This window comes from Pseudomonas sp. NIBRBAC000502773 (genome assembly GCF_006517195.1).
In the GTDB taxonomy this organism is placed as follows: domain Bacteria; phylum Pseudomonadota; class Gammaproteobacteria; order Pseudomonadales; family Pseudomonadaceae; genus Aquipseudomonas; species Aquipseudomonas marginalis.
The window spans coordinates 5,436,665-5,453,865 of sequence record NZ_CP041189.1; the positions used below are offsets into that span (position 1 = coordinate 5,436,665).

The 17,201-nt window shown below is 61.3% G+C and carries 14 protein-coding genes and 3 pseudogenes; 9 read left to right on the forward strand and 8 right to left on the reverse strand.

Going from position 1 to position 17,201, the window contains the following annotated elements; translation table 11 throughout:
- Positions 1–98 precede the first annotated feature (98 nt).
- A pseudogene (locus tag NIBR502773_RS31410) lies at positions 99–1,394 on the reverse strand (chemotaxis protein); the annotation flags it as partial.
- 183 nt (positions 1,395–1,577) lie between these two features.
- Here NIBR502773_RS31410 and NIBR502773_RS25280 point away from each other — a divergent pair.
- The 6 genes and pseudogenes from NIBR502773_RS25280 (at position 1,578) to NIBR502773_RS25300 (ending at position 7,269) form a co-directional block, all read left to right on the forward strand.
- Entirely contained in the window at positions 1,578–2,897 is a 1,320-nt protein-coding gene (locus tag NIBR502773_RS25280; RefSeq protein WP_166655334.1) for a Na+/H+ antiporter family protein, read from the forward strand.
- Between the two features lie 61 nt (positions 2,898–2,958).
- Positions 2,959–3,732 (forward strand): annotated as a pseudogene (locus NIBR502773_RS31415) (cache domain-containing protein); the annotation flags it as partial.
- 315 nt (positions 3,733–4,047) lie between these two features.
- Positions 4,048–4,638, forward strand: a pseudogene (locus tag NIBR502773_RS31420) (methyl-accepting chemotaxis protein); the annotation flags it as partial.
- Positions 4,639–4,739: 101 nt separating this feature from the next.
- Positions 4,740–5,408, forward strand: a complete 669-nt coding sequence (locus NIBR502773_RS25290) for an RraA family protein (protein ID WP_115488751.1) — start codon at positions 4,740–4,742, stop codon at positions 5,406–5,408.
- Entirely contained in the window at positions 5,405–6,064 is a 660-nt protein-coding gene (locus tag NIBR502773_RS25295; protein ID WP_027603147.1) for an RraA family protein, read from the forward strand. The genes NIBR502773_RS25290 and NIBR502773_RS25295 overlap by 4 nt, the downstream gene beginning before the upstream one ends.
- Entirely contained in the window at positions 6,061–7,269 is a 1,209-nt protein-coding gene (locus NIBR502773_RS25300) for a pyridoxal phosphate-dependent aminotransferase (protein WP_115488749.1), read from the forward strand. The genes NIBR502773_RS25295 and NIBR502773_RS25300 overlap by 4 nt, the downstream gene beginning before the upstream one ends.
- On the opposite strand, the gene yegQ is transcribed toward NIBR502773_RS25300, so the two are convergent.
- Positions 7,266–8,585, reverse strand: coding sequence for a tRNA 5-hydroxyuridine modification protein YegQ (gene yegQ / locus NIBR502773_RS25305; RefSeq protein WP_141157231.1), 1,320 nt, complete (start codon positions 8,583–8,585; stop codon positions 7,266–7,268). The genes NIBR502773_RS25300 and yegQ overlap by 4 nt on opposite strands.
- 161 nt (positions 8,586–8,746) lie before the next feature.
- Between yegQ and NIBR502773_RS25310 the strand changes: the two genes are divergently transcribed.
- A complete protein-coding gene (locus NIBR502773_RS25310; RefSeq protein ID WP_027603150.1) occupies positions 8,747–9,814 on the forward strand; it encodes an AI-2E family transporter in 1,068 nt (355 codons plus the stop codon).
- Positions 9,815–9,817: 3 nt separating this feature from the next.
- Here NIBR502773_RS25310 and NIBR502773_RS25315 read toward each other — a convergent pair whose 3' ends face one another.
- From NIBR502773_RS25315 to NIBR502773_RS25325, 3 genes are all read right to left on the reverse strand, one after another.
- The gene (locus NIBR502773_RS25315; RefSeq protein ID WP_141157232.1) at positions 9,818–10,000 is read right to left on the reverse strand and encodes a hypothetical protein; all 183 of its coding nucleotides are present in this window, start codon (positions 9,998–10,000) and stop codon (positions 9,818–9,820) included.
- A 91-nt stretch (positions 10,001–10,091) separates the two neighbouring features.
- The gene (locus NIBR502773_RS25320; protein ID WP_027603152.1) at positions 10,092–10,286 is read right to left on the reverse strand and encodes a hypothetical protein; all 195 of its coding nucleotides are present in this window, start codon (positions 10,284–10,286) and stop codon (positions 10,092–10,094) included.
- Positions 10,287–10,519: 233 nt separating this feature from the next.
- Positions 10,520–10,873: a hypothetical protein gene (locus tag NIBR502773_RS25325; RefSeq protein WP_027603153.1), complete on the reverse strand. Its 354-nt coding sequence runs from the start codon at positions 10,871–10,873 to the stop codon at positions 10,520–10,522.
- A gap of 156 nt (positions 10,874–11,029) precedes the next feature.
- Here NIBR502773_RS25325 and NIBR502773_RS25330 point away from each other — a divergent pair, with 156 nt between their 5' ends.
- A complete protein-coding gene (locus tag NIBR502773_RS25330) occupies positions 11,030–11,848 on the forward strand; it encodes a shikimate 5-dehydrogenase (protein ID WP_141157233.1) in 819 nt (272 codons plus the stop codon).
- A gap of 140 nt (positions 11,849–11,988) precedes the next feature.
- Here the strand turns inward: NIBR502773_RS25330 and NIBR502773_RS25335 are convergent, their stop codons facing one another.
- A complete protein-coding gene (locus NIBR502773_RS25335; RefSeq protein WP_065926946.1) occupies positions 11,989–12,639 on the reverse strand; it encodes a YceH family protein in 651 nt (216 codons plus the stop codon).
- Positions 12,640–12,755: 116 nt separating this feature from the next.
- Here NIBR502773_RS25335 and NIBR502773_RS25340 point away from each other — a divergent pair, with 116 nt between their 5' ends.
- A complete protein-coding gene (locus NIBR502773_RS25340) occupies positions 12,756–13,265 on the forward strand; it encodes a DUF1993 family protein (RefSeq protein WP_027603156.1) in 510 nt (169 codons plus the stop codon).
- A gap of 58 nt (positions 13,266–13,323) precedes the next feature.
- On the opposite strand, the gene NIBR502773_RS25345 is transcribed toward NIBR502773_RS25340, so the two are convergent.
- Both NIBR502773_RS25345 and NIBR502773_RS25350 read right to left on the reverse strand, forming a co-directional pair.
- Complete coding sequence (locus tag NIBR502773_RS25345) at positions 13,324–15,315, reverse strand: 3'-5' exonuclease (RefSeq protein ID WP_141157234.1); 1,992 nt, start codon at positions 15,313–15,315, stop codon at positions 13,324–13,326.
- Positions 15,312–17,045, reverse strand: a complete 1,734-nt coding sequence (locus NIBR502773_RS25350; RefSeq protein WP_141157235.1) for a DEAD/DEAH box helicase — start codon at positions 17,043–17,045, stop codon at positions 15,312–15,314. The genes NIBR502773_RS25345 and NIBR502773_RS25350 overlap by 4 nt, the downstream gene beginning before the upstream one ends.
- Between the last annotated feature and the right edge of the window lie 156 nt (positions 17,046–17,201).

Sequence of the window (17,201 nt, forward strand, 5' to 3'; positions counted from 1 at the left end):
GCGTCCTGCACCGAGCGTTTGACTTCGGCAATGATGGGTTGCAGCTTGTCGAGGAAACGGTTGAACCAGCCGGCGAGTTGGCCCAGTTCGTCCTGTTTGTCATACGCCAGGCGGCGGGTCAGGTCGCCTTCGCCGCTGGCGATGTCTTCAAGCATATGGGCCACGCCGAGGATCGGTCGGGTGACGCTGCGGGCCATCAGCCAGACCAGGATCAGGCCGATCACGGCGGCCAGCAGGCCCAAGCCCAATTCCAGCAGGGTGCCGCGGGTATTATCGGCGTCCATCTGGGCCTTCAGTGCTTCAGCCGGCCCGACCAGGACTTTTTCCGGCACATCCAGCAACACGCCCCATGGCTTGCCGTCGGGAATCGGTGCGAACGGCGCCAGCACCTTGAGTTGATGGTCGGTGCGCAGGCTGCGGGTCTGTGTCCCGCCGGCCAGGGCGCTGATCAATTGCGCGCCGTTTTGCGTATCGACCTGATCCAGGCGTTTGCTCAACTGGCTGGCGTCCGCGCTGTAGCCGGCAAGCAAACCGGTGGGGCTGAGGATGCTGACCTGGGTCTGGCCGTCATACAGCTTCTGGCTGGCCTGCTGGCTCACGGCCTGCAGGCTGTTGAGGTTGATGTCCACCGACAGCGAAGCGATCACCTTGCCATTGACCGTCAACGGAAACACGATGCTGGTCATCAGCACGTTTTGCCCGTCGATCACATAAAAGTACGGTTCGATCACACACGGCTTGAGGGTGCTGCGCGGGCAGGTGAACCAGGCGTTGGCCGGTTCGCCGCTGGGGCCGACGCGGGTGTCGGACATGTCGCTTTCCGGCAGTGCCATCGACGTCAGCGTGCCCGGCGTCGGCTGCGACCAGTACAGGGCGAAGCGGCCCTTGTCGTTGCTGCCCAGTTCGGCCTGGCCGGCGAACAACTCATCCTTGCCATCCAGCGCATTGGCTTCGAATACCAGGGACAGCCCCAGCAGTTCCGGGTTGGCCTGCAGGGCGGCCTTGACCTGGCGGGTCAGGTCTTCACGGGTGTCAAAGGCGTCGAGGAAGCGTTTTTCGGCTTGCTCACGCAGGAACAGGACCTGGCGGGAAAACCCGTGCCCATATTGATAGGCGTCCATGAATTGCCGGCGGATGCCCGCGGCCTGCACCTCACCTTGGGCCTCGATGCGAGCCTGGGCCGCTTCATCGAGCATTTGCATGCTGGAAGCCTTGACCTGCTCGGAACTCTGCGCCATGCGGTACAACGACAACCCCACCAGCAGGGTCACGATCCCCAGCAGGCACAGGCCGGCGAGCAGGGTGATTTTCCATTGAATGGAGAGCTGTCTGAGGGACATCGGCACATCCTTACCTGAAAACACATAGAGCACGGTTATCGGCCGATCTGGCATTTTCTTTATTCAAACGATCAATTTAAACCTGAAAGCGGCGCCGTTTTTTGACATGGGGCGCGACCTGCTGCACAGTGCGCGCCCTCTAATAAGACCTCCTTCAAGCCTGCACGCCGGCTGCCATCCGATGGCCGCCCGGGCGCGGGTATGCCTGTTTTTATGTTTCTGCTTGAGGTAACCATGATTAACGCAGTCATCGCCGCGGTCGGCACCATGCTGGTGCTCAGCCTGTCCCGCGTGCATGTGGTCATCGCCATTATTGTCGGCGCCCTGGTGGGCGGCCTGACCGGTGGCCTGGGCATCGAGGCCACGCTCAAGGCGTTCAACGGTGGCTTGGGAGGGGGGGCGACCGTGGCCTTGTCCTACGCCTTGCTCGGCGCTTTCGCCGTGGCGATTGCCAAGTCCGGCCTGGCCCACGCCCTGGCGGACAAGGCCTTGCTGCTGGTCGACCGTCAGGAAGCCAGCGGCGGCAACCACGTCAAATGGTTGCTGATCGGCCTGCTGTGGGTGGTCGCGATTGCGTCGCAGAACATCCTGCCGATCCATATCGCGTTTATCCCGTTGCTGGTGCCGCCGCTGCTGTATGTGCTGACCAAATTGCAGTTGGACCGCCGCCTGATCGCCTGCGTGATGACCTTCGGCCTGATCACGCCGTACATGTTCCTGCCGGTGGGCTTCGGCAATATCTTCCTCAACCAGATCCTGTTGGCCAACGTGGCCAAGAGCGGCGTGGACATCAGCCAGGTCAACGTCACCCACGCCATGAGCCTGCCGGCGCTGGGCATGGTGGTCGGGTTGCTGGTGGCGGTGTTTATCAGCTACCGCAAGAAGCGCGTGTATGACCTGGAGAAAATCGAGCGGGTCGAGCAAGTGGCGGTGCAGTACAACCCCCTGACCCTGCTGGTGGCCGGCCTGGCGATTGCCTCGGCGTTCATCATCCAGTTGTGGCTGGACTCCATGATCATCGGGGCCCTGGCCGGGTTCCTGATCTTCTCGGTCTCGGGCATCGTGCGCTGGCGCGACACCGACGACCTGTTCACCGAAGGCATGAAGATGATGGCGATGATCGGCTTCATCATGATCGCCTCGTCAGGCTTTGCCGAAGTGCTCAAGGCCACCGGCGACGTACGCTCGCTGGTGGAAACCTCGGCGGCGTTCATCGGCCATAGCCGTGGGGTGGGGGCGTTGTTGATGTTGCTGGTGGGGCTGCTGGTGACCATGGGCATCGGCTCGTCGTTTTCCACGGTGCCGATCCTGGCGGCGATTTTCGTGCCGCTGTGTGTACAACTGGGCTTCAGCCCGCTGGCCATCGTGTGCATCGTCGGCACCGCCGGGGCGCTGGGTGATGCCGGTTCGCCCGCCTCGGACTCCACCCTCGGCCCGACCTCCGGCCTGAATATCGACGGCCAGCATCACCATATCTGGGACACCGTGGTGCCGACGTTCCTGCACTACAACCTTCCGTTGCTGGCGTTTGGCTGGTTGGCGGCGATGACGCTCTGATCTACAGATTCACCGGCGCTGGCCGATAACCTCTCAAGTCGCCCAATAAGAGAGAAAAGCCATGCGTCTGAGCCTGAAGGCCAAAGTCCTGTCCCTCGCCGTTGTGCCGGTGTTGCTGTTCGCCGTGGTCATCAGCCTGACCACCGTGTGGATCCTCCAGGGCCAGGCGCGCAACGAGGTGGATGAAACCCGCCAGCGCCTGCTCAACGACGCCAAGGCCACCCTGCAAAGTTATGTGGAAGTGGCCATGACCACCATCAAGCCGCTCTATGACGCCGCCGCCCCCGGCGATACGGCGGCGCGGGCCGAGGTGGTCAAGCTGCTGTCCAACACCCGCTATGGCAAGGACGGTTACTTCTTCGGCTACGACTCCGAGACCATCCGCCTGTTCAAGGGCAACAGCCCCGACGGCGTGGGCAAGAGCTTCAAGGACAACCGTGACCCCAACGGTGTCTACGTCAACCGCGACCTGGTCAAGGTCGGCAAGGACGGCACCCACTACCTGCAATACAGCTCGACCCAGCCCGGCCAGACCGAACTGGTGCCCAAGATGGGCTACACCGAATACCTGCCTAAGTGGGACATGGTTATCGGCACCTCGGTGAACCTGGATGGCATCGAAGCCCAGGTGGCGGTGGTCGAAGCCAAAGTGAAAACACGCATGGAAGGCGTGCTGCTGAGCATCCTCGGCGTGGCCGTGGTGGTGTTGCTGGTGATCGCCGCCGTCGGCATGCTGCTGGCCAACACCATTTTGCGCCCGCTGCATTTGATGAAAGCCAACCTCGACGACATCGCTGCCGGTGAAGGCGATTTGACCCGCCGCCTGGCCATCACCAGCCAGGACGAACTGGGCGACCTGGCTGGCGCGTTCAACCGCTTTGTCGACAAGATCCATGGCCTGGTGCGCCAGATCACCGAGATGACCACCCAACTCACCGGCTTGGTCAGCCAGGTGTCCGACCAGGCCCAGCGTTCGGAGCAGGCCATGGAACGCCAGCGTCACGAGACCGACCAGGTGGCCACCGCCATCAACCAGATGTCCTCCGCAGCGCAAGAAGTGGCGCGCAGTGCCCAGGGCGCCTCCGTGGCCGCGCAACAGACCGACGCCGAAGGCCAGGCCGCCAAGCGCGTGGTGGACGGCAGCATCGCGCAGATCCATGCGCTGGTGAATGACATCCGCAGCAGCGGTGTGTCCCTCGACAGCCTGCAGCAGGACGTGTCGTCGATTGTCAGCGTGCTCGGCGTGATCCGCTCGATTGCCGAACAAACCAACCTGCTGGCCCTCAACGCTGCGATCGAGGCCGCGCGGGCAGGGGAGGCCGGGCGCGGTTTTGCCGTGGTCGCCGACGAGGTGCGCGCCCTGGCCAGCCGCACGCAAACCAGCACCCAGGAAATCCAGGGCATGATCGACCGCCTGCAAAAAGGCACCGAAGCGGCCGTGGATGCCATGCGCCGCTCCAGCGATGCCGGCGACGGCACCTCGGCCAAGGCCAACGAAGCCGGGGCGTCCCTGGACACCATGGCCCAGTTGATCGGCACCATCAACTCGATGAACGCGCAGATTGCCAGCGCCGCCGAAGAACAGACTGCCGTTGCCGAAGAGATCAACCGCAGTGTGCATCAGATCGCCGTGGCGGTGGACAGCGTGGCCGATGAAACCCAGTTGGGCGCCCAGACTTCGCGCAGTCTGGCGGATCTGGGCCAACGCTTGGGCCAATTGGTCGGCCAGTTCAGGATCTGATCCTCATAGGTTGAGCGTATGGTTATCCACCGTTAATACGAATATACCTATCACCGCCCCTCAGTGAGACTTGAGCCCCACTCACCACAGGGGCTCACCTCATGCCACTTCCCGACCCGCTTCAGCGCCTGGCTGAACTCGACACCAATACGGTCTCCGACGCACTGGATTTCCTGCAACTGCCGGGGGCGGTGGTGGGCATCCGCCCGTTGTGGGACTGCCCCAAGGTGGTGGGCCGGGCCAGCACGGTCAAGCTGGCGCCCAAGACTGACGCCGCGCCCGCCGTGCACCTGATTTCCCCGGTGATCGACGCGATCACCACCGACGACCGTGTGCTGGTGATCGCCGGTGGGCTGGAGGGTATCTCCTGCTGGGGCGACATCATCGCCAATGCCGCCGTGGCCAGGCGCATTCGTGGCTCGGTGATCGACGGTTGCAGCCGCGACATCGACGGCAGTGCGTCCATCGGCTACCCGGTCTATGGCCGTGGCGTGACCATGATCAGCGCGCGCAACCGGGTGGTGCAGGTCGATTCCGGCGTCACTGTCAGCGTGGGCGGTGTGAACGTGTCGGAGGACGACTTCGTGATTGCCGACCGCTGCGGCACGGTGTTCATCCCCGCTGCCGTTATCGAGCAGGTGTTGGACCTGGGTGAGCGCATCGCCGCCCGTGAAGCCGGCATGGTCGAGGCCGTGCGCAGCGGCCGTTCGGTGGCCGATGTGATGCACGACAGCCACTTCGAAGCCATCCGCGTGGAGCCTGCCCGATGAACGATCAACACCTTGTCGCCCTGTTTGCCGGGCTCGATACACCGGGTGTGTCGGATGCCATGGATAAACTCGGGATTGCCGGCCAATGCCTGGGCATCGCACCGCTGGATAACTACCGGGGCACCGTGGTGGGCCCGGCGTTTACCGTGCAATACGTCCCGGCGAGCATGCCGCCGGGCTCGGTCGGTGACTTTATCGAAGACGTGCTGCCGGGGGATGTGGTGGTTATCGCCAACGCCGGGCGCAGCGATTGCACGGTGTGGGGCGACATCATGACCCAGTACGCAGGCAGCCGGGGCATTGCCGCTACGGTGATCGACGGGGTGTGCCGGGATGTCAGCAAAGCCCTCGGCGACGGCTATCCGTTGTTCACCAAGGGCCGCTATATGCGCACCGGCAAGGACCGTGTGGAAGTGCTGGCGGTGAACCAGCCGGTGGCGATCAGCGGCGCGCGCGTGTGTGCGAGGGACATCGTGGTGGCCGACGCCAATGGCGTACTGGTGGTGCCGCGTGCCCGTGCCGAGGAGGTCGCGCGTACGGCCCGGCAGATCGAGGCGGTGGAAGCCCGGATCCGCGCGCAGATCGAGGCCGGGAGGACACTCAGGCAGGCGCGTGAGTCTCTGGGCTATCACACTTTGCAGAGGAAGGACGCATGACCATTGAACGCCTGAACACGCGCCTGGCCCAGGCCCGACCGTCTGCCACCTACCGCATCATCGACCGCGTGGCCGCACGCCGCGCCGAGGGCGCAAGCCTCATCTCGTTGTGTGCCGGGGAGCCGGATTTCGACACCCCGGAACACATCCGCCAGGCAGGTATCGATGCAATCCGTAACGGCCATACGCGTTACACCCAGGTCGCCGGAGTGCGTGCATTGCGTGAAGCGGTGGCGCAGAAGTTCCGTCGCGAAAACGGCTTGGACGTCACCTGGCAGGACACCCTGGTCAGCAACGGCGGCAAGCATGTGATCTACAACGCCCTGGCCGCCACCTTGAATGCGGGCGACGAGGTGATCGTGCCCGCGCCGTATTGGGTCAGCTACCCGGAAATGGTTGAACTGTGCGGCGGTACCGCAAGGATTTTGCCGTGCGCTGCCCGGCAGGGGTTCAAGCTGACCGCGGCGGCGCTGGAGCAGGCGGTCACCCCCCGCACGCGCTGGCTGATCCTCAACTCACCGTCCAACCCGACCGGCGCCGTGTACAGCCGGCTGGAGTTGCAGGCCCTGGCGCAGGTGCTGTTGAAACATCCCCATGTGCTGGTGCTGGCAGACGATATCTACGAGCACTTGCTGTTCGGCGGGCAAACCTTCCACACCCTGGCGCAAGTCGAGCCGCGCCTGGCGCCACGGGTGCTGACCATGAATGGCGTGTCCAAGGCTTACGCCATGACCGGCTGGCGTATCGGCTTCGCCACCGGCCCGCGCTGGTTGCTGGCCGCCATGGAAAAACTCCAGGGCCAGCAGACGTCGGGGGCCAGTGCGATTTCCCAGCAGGCCGCGATTGCTGCATTGACCGGCCCGCAGGACTTTATCCAGCAGTCACGGGCGGTATTCGAGCAGCGCCGTGACCTGGTAGTGGCCTTGCTGAACGCCAGCCCGGGATTGGAATGTATGAACCCGGACGGTGCGTTCTATGCCTTTGCGTCCTGCGCCGGTCTCCTGGGCCGCACCACGCCGGCCGGCAAGCGGCTGCATACCGACGAAGACGTGGCCGATGCCTTGCTCGACGAAGCCCACGTGGCCGTGGTGCCCGGCAGTGCGTTCGGGCTGGCGCCGTACCTGCGCATCGCCTACGCGTTGGACGACGCCTCGTTGCGCCAGGCCTGCGAGGCGATCCACCGGTTCTGTGCTGCGACCCGTTAGACGTCGCGCATCAGCAAACCGAAGCGCAGGTCCATTTCGGTCGGCAGGGGCACATATACCGTGTGCCCATCTCCCGGCGCCACATCGATGGCTTCGCCCTTGGCGTTGTGCAGGCTGGCCAGGTCAAAGTGGAAGTTGCCGGCGGGGGTCATCAGCTCCAGGTGATGACCCATGGCAAAGCGGTTCTTCACCTTGACCTCGGCCAGTTCGCCGCGGCGCTCGCCGGTCAATTCGCCGACAAACTGCTGGCGCTCGGACACTGAGCTGCCGTTCTGGTAATTCTGGTATTCGTCGTGCACATGGCGGCGCAGGAAACCTTCGGTGTAGCCGCGCTGGGCCAGGGATTCCAGGTCGGTCATCAAGTTGCGGTCAAACGCACGGCCGGCCACGGCATCATCGATTGCCTGGCGGTACACCTGGGTTGTGCGGGCGCAGTAGAAATGCGATTTGGTGCGGCCTTCGATCTTCAGCGAATGCACGCCCATGTGGGTCAGGCGCTCCACATGTTGCACGGCGCGCAGGTCCTTGGCGTTCATGATGTAGGTGCCGTGTTCATCCTCGAAGGCGGGCATCTGTTCGTCGGGGCGGTTGGCTTCCTGCAGCAGGAACACCTGGTCGGTGGGCGCGCCGATCCCCAGTGTGGGTTCCGGTTGATACACCTGAACAATATCGCCCGTGGCGTTTTCTACCGCCGGAGTGGCCTGGTATTTCCAGCGGCAGGCATTGGTGCAGGTGCCCTGGTTGGCGTCACGTTTATTCATGTAGCCCGAGAGCAGGCAGCGCCCGGAATAGGCCATGCACAAGGCACCGTGGACGAACACTTCCAGCTCCATGGCCGGCACCTGCTGGCGAATCTCGCCGATTTCTTCCAGGGACAGCTCCCGTGACAGGATCACCCGGCAAATCCCTTGCTGCTGCCAGAACTCCACGCTGGCCCAGTTCACCGTATTGGCCTGCACCGACAGATGGATCGGCATCATCGGGAAGTGCCGGCGCACCAGCATGATCAGGCCCGGGTCGGACATGATCAGCGCATCCGGGCCCATAACGATCACCGGGGCTAGGTCCTTGAGAAAGGTCTTGAGCTTGGCATTGTGTGGCGCAATGTTCACCACCACGTAGAACCGCTTGCCCAGCGCGTGGGCTTCCTGGATGCCGAGCGCCAGGTTGGCGTGGTCGAACTCGTTGTTGCGCACCCGCAGGCTGTAGCGCGGCTGGCCGGCGTAGACCGCATCGGCGCCGTAGGCGAAGGCGTAGCGCATGTTTTTCAGGGTGCCGGCGGGGGCGAGCAGTTCGGGGGCAAGGACGAGAGGCATGGGGATCGGATCGCAAAAGGCCGCGAGCGTAGCCCAACATGTGCCGGGCTTTATTGATCTGGGTCTACGCTTACCGCAACAAAGATGGCACTCCCGGGATTTGCGGTGGACTAAGCAGCTGGACGCAGACGCGCGGCCTGCTTTTCTGACATGGATCGGACATGAATCAAACCAACCTGCAATTCAAGACCCTGCTGCTACTGCTGGCCCTGGTGACCGTCGCCTTTATCTGGATATTGCTGCCGTTCTACGGTGCAGTGTTCTGGGCGGTGATCCTCGGCATCATCTTTGCGCCGATGCAACGTCGCCTGCAGCAGCGCTTCGGCTGGAACCGCAACCTGACGTCCCTGGCCACCTTGATGGTGTGCCTGGTGATCGCGATCCTGCCGGTGATCATTACCAGTGCATTGCTGGTGCAAGAGGGCGCCACGCTCTACAAAAACGTCGAGAGCGGCAAGCTGGACGTGGCCGGCTATATCGAGCAGTTCAAGAACTTCCTGCCGCCGTACTTCCAGCACCTGCTGGACCGCTTCGGCATGGGCAACCTGGAAGGGCTGCGCGAGAAGATCGTCAAGAGCGCCATGCAGGGCAGCCAGTTCTTTGCGACCCAGGCGTTCAGCTTCGGTCAGGGCACGTTTGATTTCCTGGTGAGTTTTTTCATCATGCTGTACCTGCTGTTCTTCCTGCTGCGGGACGGCCCGGAACTGGTGCGCAAGGTCCGCACGGCGGTGCCGTTGGCCGAGCCGCAGAAGCGTCGGTTGCAGCTCAAGTTCAATCGGGTGGTGCGCGCCACGGTCAAGGGCAACGTGCTGGTGGCCGTGACCCAGGGGGCGCTGGGTGGTTTGATCTTCTGGTTCCTGGACATTCCCAGTGCGTTGCTCTGGGCGGTGCTGATGGCGTTTCTGTCACTGCTGCCGGCCGTGGGCGCGGGCATTGTGTGGGGGCCGGTGGCCGCCTACTTCCTGTTGAGCGGTTCGATCTGGCAGGGTGTGGTGCTGGGCCTGTTCGGCGTGTTTGTGATCGGCCTGGTGGACAATGTGCTGCGCCCGATCCTGGTGGGCAAGGACACCAAGATGCCGGACTACCTGATCCTGATCTCGACCCTGGGCGGCCTGTCGGTATTCGGCCTCAACGGGTTCGTGATCGGGCCGCTGGTGGCGGCGTTGTTCATGTCCAGCTGGGCGTTGTTTGTCGAGAGCAAGCCGCGGGTCAAGTTGCCGTTGCCTTGAGTCTCAGGCGTGCAGGCGGAAGTTCGAGGCTCGCTGCAGTTGTTTTTCGGCGGCAGACAGGGACGTCAGCGGGCCGCTGATGGCTTCGCCGTCGCGCACCACGTACCAGCAAGCCAATAAACCCAGCTCTCGAAGCGGGGCAGGGACGGCGCTGCCGATGACGGACATGATTTGAACAGTGGGCATAAGGACCTCCAATCGCTATGGAGGTCACCTTACGGGGCACAGGCGCTCAGGAAAAATCATCCGGCTCGATAGTCGACATCAACAAAAGGCTTCAGTCGACCACTTGATCGAGCATGCTCACCACTTCCTGCTCATTAAGCAGGCCTTTGTGCACCAGGTTTTCCGCCAGCAGCGCGAGGAACTTGGCGCTGCGGTGGCCTTCCAGGTGCTTGAGCTCCGTGAGCGCGCTGTAGACCTTGCTGGACGTACACAGGCCAGCGGTGCGGTGCGGATTTTGTGTGGGCATGGTCAGTCGTCCTTGTTGTTATGGAGTGGACAGGATTGATAGTGGGAGTGTGGCGTGACACAAACATGACAGCGTGAGCCCCGTTCGGGCAAGTAGACTTTCGACCTTAAGCATGTGGGATTGCAGCCCGGCCATTGTCCTCAGAGCGACCTTGGCAGGATAAATCCGGACGTTACCCACAAGAAAAGGCCCCGCGGGTGGGCGAGGCCTGTTGCATAGCTGACGGTTGAGACTTACCAGCCGCGGCGGTAATAGCCGTGGGGCGGGCCATAGTAGCCGCGCGGTGGGCCGTAGTAGACCGGCGCAGGGCGGTAATAGACCTCCTGCTGCACGTACACCGGTGGCGGTGGTGCGTAGTAGACGGGCGGCGGCGCGGCATACACCGGCTGCGGTTGCACGTAGACCGGCTGCTGCACATAGACCTCACGGGGCTGGCTGGCCACCACGGAGCCCACTACGGCGGCGCCGACCAGGGCACCCAAGACGGCTGGGCCACCCCATCCACCACCATGGGCGGAGGCTTGGCCTGCCATAGCGAGTGCACCTACCAGCAAGGCGATCTTGGGGATTGTACGAATCATGGTCATTCCTCGGTTAGCCCCTGCGCTTGTGGTCTGCAATCAATAGACTCAAGTAATGTCGCGGGGATACTTTTAAGACAACGTATTTCTGAAAAACAGCACGGCCGCTAGGTAAAGGTTGTGTAAGGTCTGTACCGATTTGCTTACTCAAAGGAGTTATCCATGCAGATGCACCCCAACAAGGACACCCAACTGTGCATGTCGCTGTCGGCCCGCCCTGGGAATTTTGGCTTGCGTTTTCATAACCACCTGTACGAACAGCTGGGGCTGAACTTCTACTATAAAGCCTTCAGCAGCCAGGATTTACCCGGCGCGATAGGTGGTATCCGCGCGTTGGGCATCCGGGGTTGCGGGGTGTCCATGCCCTTCAAGGAGGCCGCCATTGCCTTAGTGGACGAACTGGACGATTCGGTTCAAGCCATTGACTCCCTGAACACTATCGTCAATACCAATGGCCATCTCAAGGCCTACAACACCGACTACATCGCCGTCGAACAATTGCTCAAGACACACGCCGTGCCGCAGGATTCGACCTTCGCCTTGCGTGGCAGCGGCGGTATGGCCAAGGCCGTGGCGAGCGCCTTGCGGGATGGCGGTTACGCCAATGGTGTGATCGTGGCGCGTAACGAAGCGGCAGGCCGGGCGTTGGCGCAGAACCTGGGGTATGAGTGGCAGGCGGAACTGGGCGATTTGCGCCCACAGATGCTGATCAACGTGACGCCTATCGGCATGACCGGCGGGGCCGAGGCGGATGCCCTGGCGTTCGACGCGGAGGCCGTGGATGCCGCGGACACTGTCTTCGATGTGGTGGCGATCCCCGCCGAAACGCCGCTGATCGTGCGTGGACGGGCCAACGGCAAGCGGGTGATCACCGGGTTGGAGGTGATTGCGATCCAGGCGTTGGAGCAATTCGTTCTGTACACCGGCGTGCGGCCTACGGATGAACAGTTCCAGGCGGCCGTAGCCTTCGCCCGCAACTGAAGGCCGCTGCTGCTCTACTCTAAATGTGGGAGGGGCGGTGCGACGATTCGACTTGCTCCCGATAGCGGTGTATCAGGCAATGAAAGTGTTGACTGACCCAGCGCTATCGGGAGCAAGCCCCCTCCCACATTTTTACCGAGTCATGCCTGTTCCAGCTGCGCCAATCGCTCTTCCAGAGCTGCAATTCGTGCTTCAAGCTCTTCGATACGATCCAGCGAGACTGCGCCGGCAGAGCGCTCCACCGGGCTTCCCCGCGCCGCGATAATCACCTCGATGTCCGCCGGATCCCCCAGCGCATGGGTGTAGCGATCTTCCCGCTGCCCTGCCTGGCGCGGCACCAGCAGCGCCAGCCCGCGGGCAATCAGGCGCTCCAGTTGGTGCACCACTTGCTCGGCATCCTCGAAGTCATGCATGCGCCCGCTGCGGGTCAGCAGTTCGTTGACCGTCTGCGGCCCACGCAAGAACAGCAGCCCGGTCAGGATCACCTGGGCCGGCACCAGTTCCAGCGCCTTGTCCACGCGATGCTCCCAGCGGTCGGCGCGGCTGCCCATCACCAGGCGCGTGAAGCCTTGGCCTTCCAGCGCACGCAGACTCTGGCCAACCTGGCCCTGGCTCAGGTTCATCACCGGCTCGCGGCTGGTCTTCTGGTTGCAGGCCAGGACCAGGGCGTTGAGGGTCAGGGGATAGGTTTCCGGGTTGGTCGCCTGTTTTTCGATCAGGCAACCCAGGACGCGAATTTCCGTGCTGTTCAGGCGCGGCTCAGGGGTGTCGGTGTCGTGCTCGGCGGTCATCGCGCTTTCCCTATGCAGTGAACGCACTAGCCTAAGCCGGAAAAAATAAAAGACAAGCGCCTGGCGTGTCTATAATCGCCGCTGGTTCCAACCTTGCCACTACCCATGAGACTGCCATGACTATTTCCCTGTACGCCGCCTCCATCCCCGTCTTCAAGCAAATGCTCAGCGCCCTGAGCGATGTGCTGAACAAAGCCGAAGCCCACGCCACCGCCAGGAACATCGAACCCAACGCCTTGCTGCAAGCACGCCTGTTCCCGGACATGTTCCAACTGGTGCGCCAGGTGCAGATCGCCGTCGACTTCGCCAAGGGCGTTTCCGCACGCCTGGCTGAGATCGAAGTGCCGAAATACGAAGATACCGAAGTCACCTTCGCCGATCTGCAAGCGCTGATCGCCAAGGTGCTGGCGTTTGTCGACACCATCAAGCCCGAGCAAGTCGACGGCAAGGAAGGCATCGAGATCATCACCCGCCCAGGCACGCCGAAAGAGAAGCGCTTCAGCGGCCAGTCCTACCTGTTGACCTACGGCCTGCCGCAGTTCTTCTTCCACGTCACCACCGCATACGCCTTGCTGCGTCACAACGGTGTGGAAGTGGGCAAGCGTGACTACATGGGCGCTTTCTAAGCCCAGGCATCGGAAAAACGCCCGGAGCTGTTCTTTGCCGAATGGCCCTGGGCGTTTTTTATTCCATCCCGGTGTGGACAAACACCCCCGCAATTTTCTCCGGCAGCGGGGTAGACGAGATCAGCACAAGCCGTTGGCCTGCGCGAGTCATCGCCATATACAGCTTGCGAGCATTCTGTTCCAGCTCGTCCGCCGTGATGCCAGCCTTCTGCTCGATAATCCTGAGCAATTTTTCCAGCCCAACCAGAAACACTACGTTGGCTTCCAGTCCGGTTGCACTTTCAACCGTCGCGATTCGCAGCGTTTCATCATGACCGGGTATGACGTCTGGATCATTCATGTCCCAGATTCGCTCGGTGCCGAAACTCTTCTTCAGGGTTTTCATTAACAACGCTTTGTCTATGCCCTTGCCATACAGCAGCAACATTGCCGACAACGGTAATTCATAGCTGTTCCGATGCGCTCCAATTTCATTGCAGGCCTGGACAACGGCATCCTGTGGAGAGGGCGACAGAACAAACAGCGGCGGTGTACCTGCTTCCATACCGTCGAAGTCTGGTTGCAGATACTCGTCCGGATCGGTCTGTGTAATATCGGCCAGCATCTGGCTGGCAGCGCTTAGTATGGCCTGGGTGGTGCGATACGATTTGCGCAGCTTTTTGGTCTTGCCCGCCACATCCAGGCCGACTCGTTTCCAGCTAAGGCGGCTCTTCAGAAAGCCCTGATTCGGATCAGCGCATAAAAACAGCGTCCCCTCGGTTTTTTCCAGGGTGAGTTTGATCAGTTGGAACCAAGATGGTGCGAAGAACTGCGCCTCGTCCACCAGAATGTGCTGATAGGCTTCCAGCGTGTCTGGGCGATTGGCCAGGCACAGGTCACGGGGCAGAGAGCTCCATAAACGCAGCCCATGCTGATTGAACAGGGCTTTGGTCACCCGTTCGTACAGCGCCCAGACCTGTTGTCGCTCCTCTTTGCGCAGCGCAAAGCCCTGGCCTGCCCGCTCTGCCTTGAGATAATCAGGCTCGTCGATGACGACGTTGTCGTTTATAAAGTTGAACTCATCAAGCAACTGGTTATTGTCCGGTTTCAGTTCCCGGTATTCCGTGTCGCGAAAATGCTGAATAAGGCCTATGGCTTCGGTAGTGAACTTAGGCATCTTCAGTGTTTCTTTAAACAGCGCCCTCCATTGCCTTGAGATCCAGCCCAGCGCCGTCATGATGGTGAGGTTCTTGGGGATTTCCCCATAGACGCGCTGCAGGCGGTGTTTCAGATCTTTCACGACAGGAACGTTGTGAATCAGCATGAGAACCTGCTGGTCAGGGAATTTCCTGGCCAGGATATAGGCGCGACTGGCAGCAATAAGCGTTTTGCCGCTGCCCGCTACACCATTGATCAGCCGCACGGAAAAATCCCCCGCCATTTCCGTTTGCTCATCCGGAAGGTCCAGGTCGAGCTTGCTGGCCCACTCTTGCTGAGGGTCCAGAAAGTAGCGCAGCGTGCGGGCACTGTTGTCGCGCGAAAACTGACGGCGTGTTGAGCGGAGCCCGGCTATTTCGGCCTCGGAAAAGTAACGGCCCATAAGGGTCTGCCGGGTTTCCGAAGACAGTGCCTTGAGCAGCTTGGGCAGTTGTTCTGCACCGGACTCAAGGAACGTCTTCTTCGACATCAGCCAGATTCCCCGACCTTCGCAATGCCGTGACCAGAGGATTTTACTTTGCTCGGAGTCGCAGCCCCACATCACCACCATCTTGCGCATGGCCGGGATACCGGCCTGGGTTTCGAATGTTCCCAGTTTCTCCAGCATCTGGCTGAATGCTGTCTGCTCTGCGGTCAAAAACAGCTGGTCCGGGTCCAGCGTATCGTACGGCAACTCGCACACCATCAGCGCCAGCCACTCAAGCTCACCGCGCTGCAGGAAAAAATCCGGTGCCCAGCTGTCTTGAGTCAGGCATTTGCGGACGACGTAGTCATCCTCAAGCTTCTTGAGTACCCGCTTGCACTGTTGCTGGGAGCCGCTGCTGCGCTGCCATTCGGGTATGAAAAGAGTCATAGCGGGAAATTTACCTTATGGCATTGGCTGATCAACTGGCGGTATTGCTCAGCCCAGGCCTGTGCGGCTTCGCTGGAACAGATGATCCCGTGCTGCAGCTCCGGCCCGATGATGATCAGCTTGGTCATCGCGCGTGTGATGGAAACGTTGAGGCGCTCAGGCTGAAAGAAAAATGTCCCGATTGCACTGATAAACGCTTCGTCGCCACTGCACAGGGACAGGATCACCAACTCCCGCTCCTGACCCTGCATACGCTCGACGGTATCCGCGACGATTGTACTGGCGGCCTCGCTGCCGAACTGTTTGGCCAGCGCCTTGCGAATGGCTCGACCCTGAGCACGGTAAGGCGTCACGATCCCGATTTCATGGAGTGGCAGCCCCATGTCGTGCGCTTGCCGGCACAACTGGACGACGCATCTGGCGTCTGCCGGGTTGCGGTTCCGCGCTTTTGCGTCCTGCGTCGGGATGAACACCGCGCAGGTTTGCGGATCAAGCGCTTCGCTGACATCTGCCTGATGAACGGGCGACAGGAGACGGTCCTTATTTCGCCCGGCGGCGCGTAATCGCCCGCCGTAATACATTTGGCTGGGCCACTGGGTCAGCCAGCGATTCATCCGGTAGGTTTCTTCAAGCATTACCGTGTGATCGGCATCCTGAGCCGTCAGGCGGGCGAACACAGACATGGATTCTTTTGACAGAACCGAGCGAGAAAGCAGTACGGGGGGAAGTTGTTTCTGGTCGCCGATGAAAATAAAGCGTTTGCCCTTGCGCATCGCCATCAGGGCGAGAGGTACGGTGATCTGACTGGCCTCGTCGAATATCACCGTGTCGAAATTGTAATTGGACAACGAGGAACACGTTGCAAAAGGCGTGGCGCCAATCACATAACCTTGACCTGCCTCTGGCATCCCTTCCCATCTGGCCGGTTCGGCTGCCCAATCCACGTGTTTGTCGAGGTCTTCCCGGCGGCCACCGACCTTGACGGTCGGCACATCGCGCGCAGCAATCTTACTCAAGGCGTTGTTGATGGCCATGTGTGTATGCGAAGTGACGAACACCCGTTCGCCGCGCTCGACCAGCAACTGAGCGATCAGGGCCAGGGCTCTGGTCTTGCCGGTACCGGGTGGACCTTGAATGCAGGCGACCTGTTCAGCCCCGAAGGCAAAACCCACGGCCTCGGCTTGTTTCTGGTTGCAGCCCTCTTTGAGCGCGATCTGCTCGGCGTACTCGAGGTCTGCGTCATGGAAGCCGATATTGGGAGCATCTCCGAGCAAAGGAAGAATCGCGTTGTTACCGTGTACGTCGCTCTCAATATCCTGCAAGGTTTGAAGATATTTCGGCGTCAGGTCCATGCCATCAGGGTCCGCGTAGCAAACACCTTCCTGATAGCTCTCCCAGATGAGCATTGCCTGATCCGAACTGAGAAGCCAGCGATCGTCCTCTTCCTTTTCGAACTTCATGGCCTGGCATAGCAGCGGGCCTTGGGCATCGCCCAGATGCAGACGCAGCAAGTCACCTGCACGAAAGCGCGATTCGTTGTCGTCGAGGTAGGCCCACAGTAATTTGGCTGTATCGCCCCGTTCGAGTCGAACGAAGCCCTGTGTCCAGCCCTGCAGCAACTTGTCCTTCAAGGGACGTTCCCATACCTCTTGAAGTTTTTGCCAGTTGGCGGCCTGTTCGGCGTATACGAAGTCGTACAGTTTTTGAATCAGGGGGTGCTGTCCGAGCATGGCGGTGAACAATCCTTATCGACCGAGGCATCTGTTGGCAGTGTTACATAATGTTTGTCGTGGTTGCGAGCCAACACGTGGCACGTAAAGCCCAATGAGCCATTACCAAAAAGCCCGACGCCGTTCTTCATTGAAGAACGGCGTCGGGCTTTTTTA

What these genes read in the sequence shown, in the direction of transcription:
- NIBR502773_RS25290 (WP_115488751.1), top strand. Translation starts at nt 4,740, where the DNA reads ATGCCACTTCCCGACCCGCTTCAGCGCCTGGCTGAACTCGACACCAAT.
- NIBR502773_RS25295 (WP_027603147.1), top strand. Translation starts at nt 5,405, where the DNA reads ATGAACGATCAACACCTTGTCGCCCTGTTTGCCGGGCTCGATACACCG.
- NIBR502773_RS25300 (WP_115488749.1), top strand. Translation starts at nt 6,061, where the DNA reads ATGACCATTGAACGCCTGAACACGCGCCTGGCCCAGGCCCGACCGTCT.
- yegQ (WP_141157231.1), bottom strand. Translation starts at nt 8,585, where the DNA reads ATGCCTCTCGTCCTTGCCCCCGAACTGCTCGCCCCCGCCGGCACCCTG.
- NIBR502773_RS25310 (WP_027603150.1), top strand. Translation starts at nt 8,747, where the DNA reads ATGAATCAAACCAACCTGCAATTCAAGACCCTGCTGCTACTGCTGGCC.
- NIBR502773_RS25315 (WP_141157232.1), bottom strand. Translation starts at nt 10,000, where the DNA reads ATGCCCACTGTTCAAATCATGTCCGTCATCGGCAGCGCCGTCCCTGCC.
- NIBR502773_RS25320 (WP_027603152.1), bottom strand. Translation starts at nt 10,286, where the DNA reads ATGCCCACACAAAATCCGCACCGCACCGCTGGCCTGTGTACGTCCAGC.
- NIBR502773_RS25325 (WP_027603153.1), bottom strand. Translation starts at nt 10,873, where the DNA reads ATGACCATGATTCGTACAATCCCCAAGATCGCCTTGCTGGTAGGTGCA.
- NIBR502773_RS25330 (WP_141157233.1), top strand. Translation starts at nt 11,030, where the DNA reads ATGCAGATGCACCCCAACAAGGACACCCAACTGTGCATGTCGCTGTCG.
- NIBR502773_RS25335 (WP_065926946.1), bottom strand. Translation starts at nt 12,639, where the DNA reads ATGACCGCCGAGCACGACACCGACACCCCTGAGCCGCGCCTGAACAGC.
- NIBR502773_RS25340 (WP_027603156.1), top strand. Translation starts at nt 12,756, where the DNA reads ATGACTATTTCCCTGTACGCCGCCTCCATCCCCGTCTTCAAGCAAATG.
- NIBR502773_RS25345 (WP_141157234.1), bottom strand. Translation starts at nt 15,315, where the DNA reads ATGACTCTTTTCATACCCGAATGGCAGCGCAGCAGCGGCTCCCAGCAA.
- NIBR502773_RS25350 (WP_141157235.1), bottom strand. Translation starts at nt 17,045, where the DNA reads ATGCTCGGACAGCACCCCCTGATTCAAAAACTGTACGACTTCGTATAC.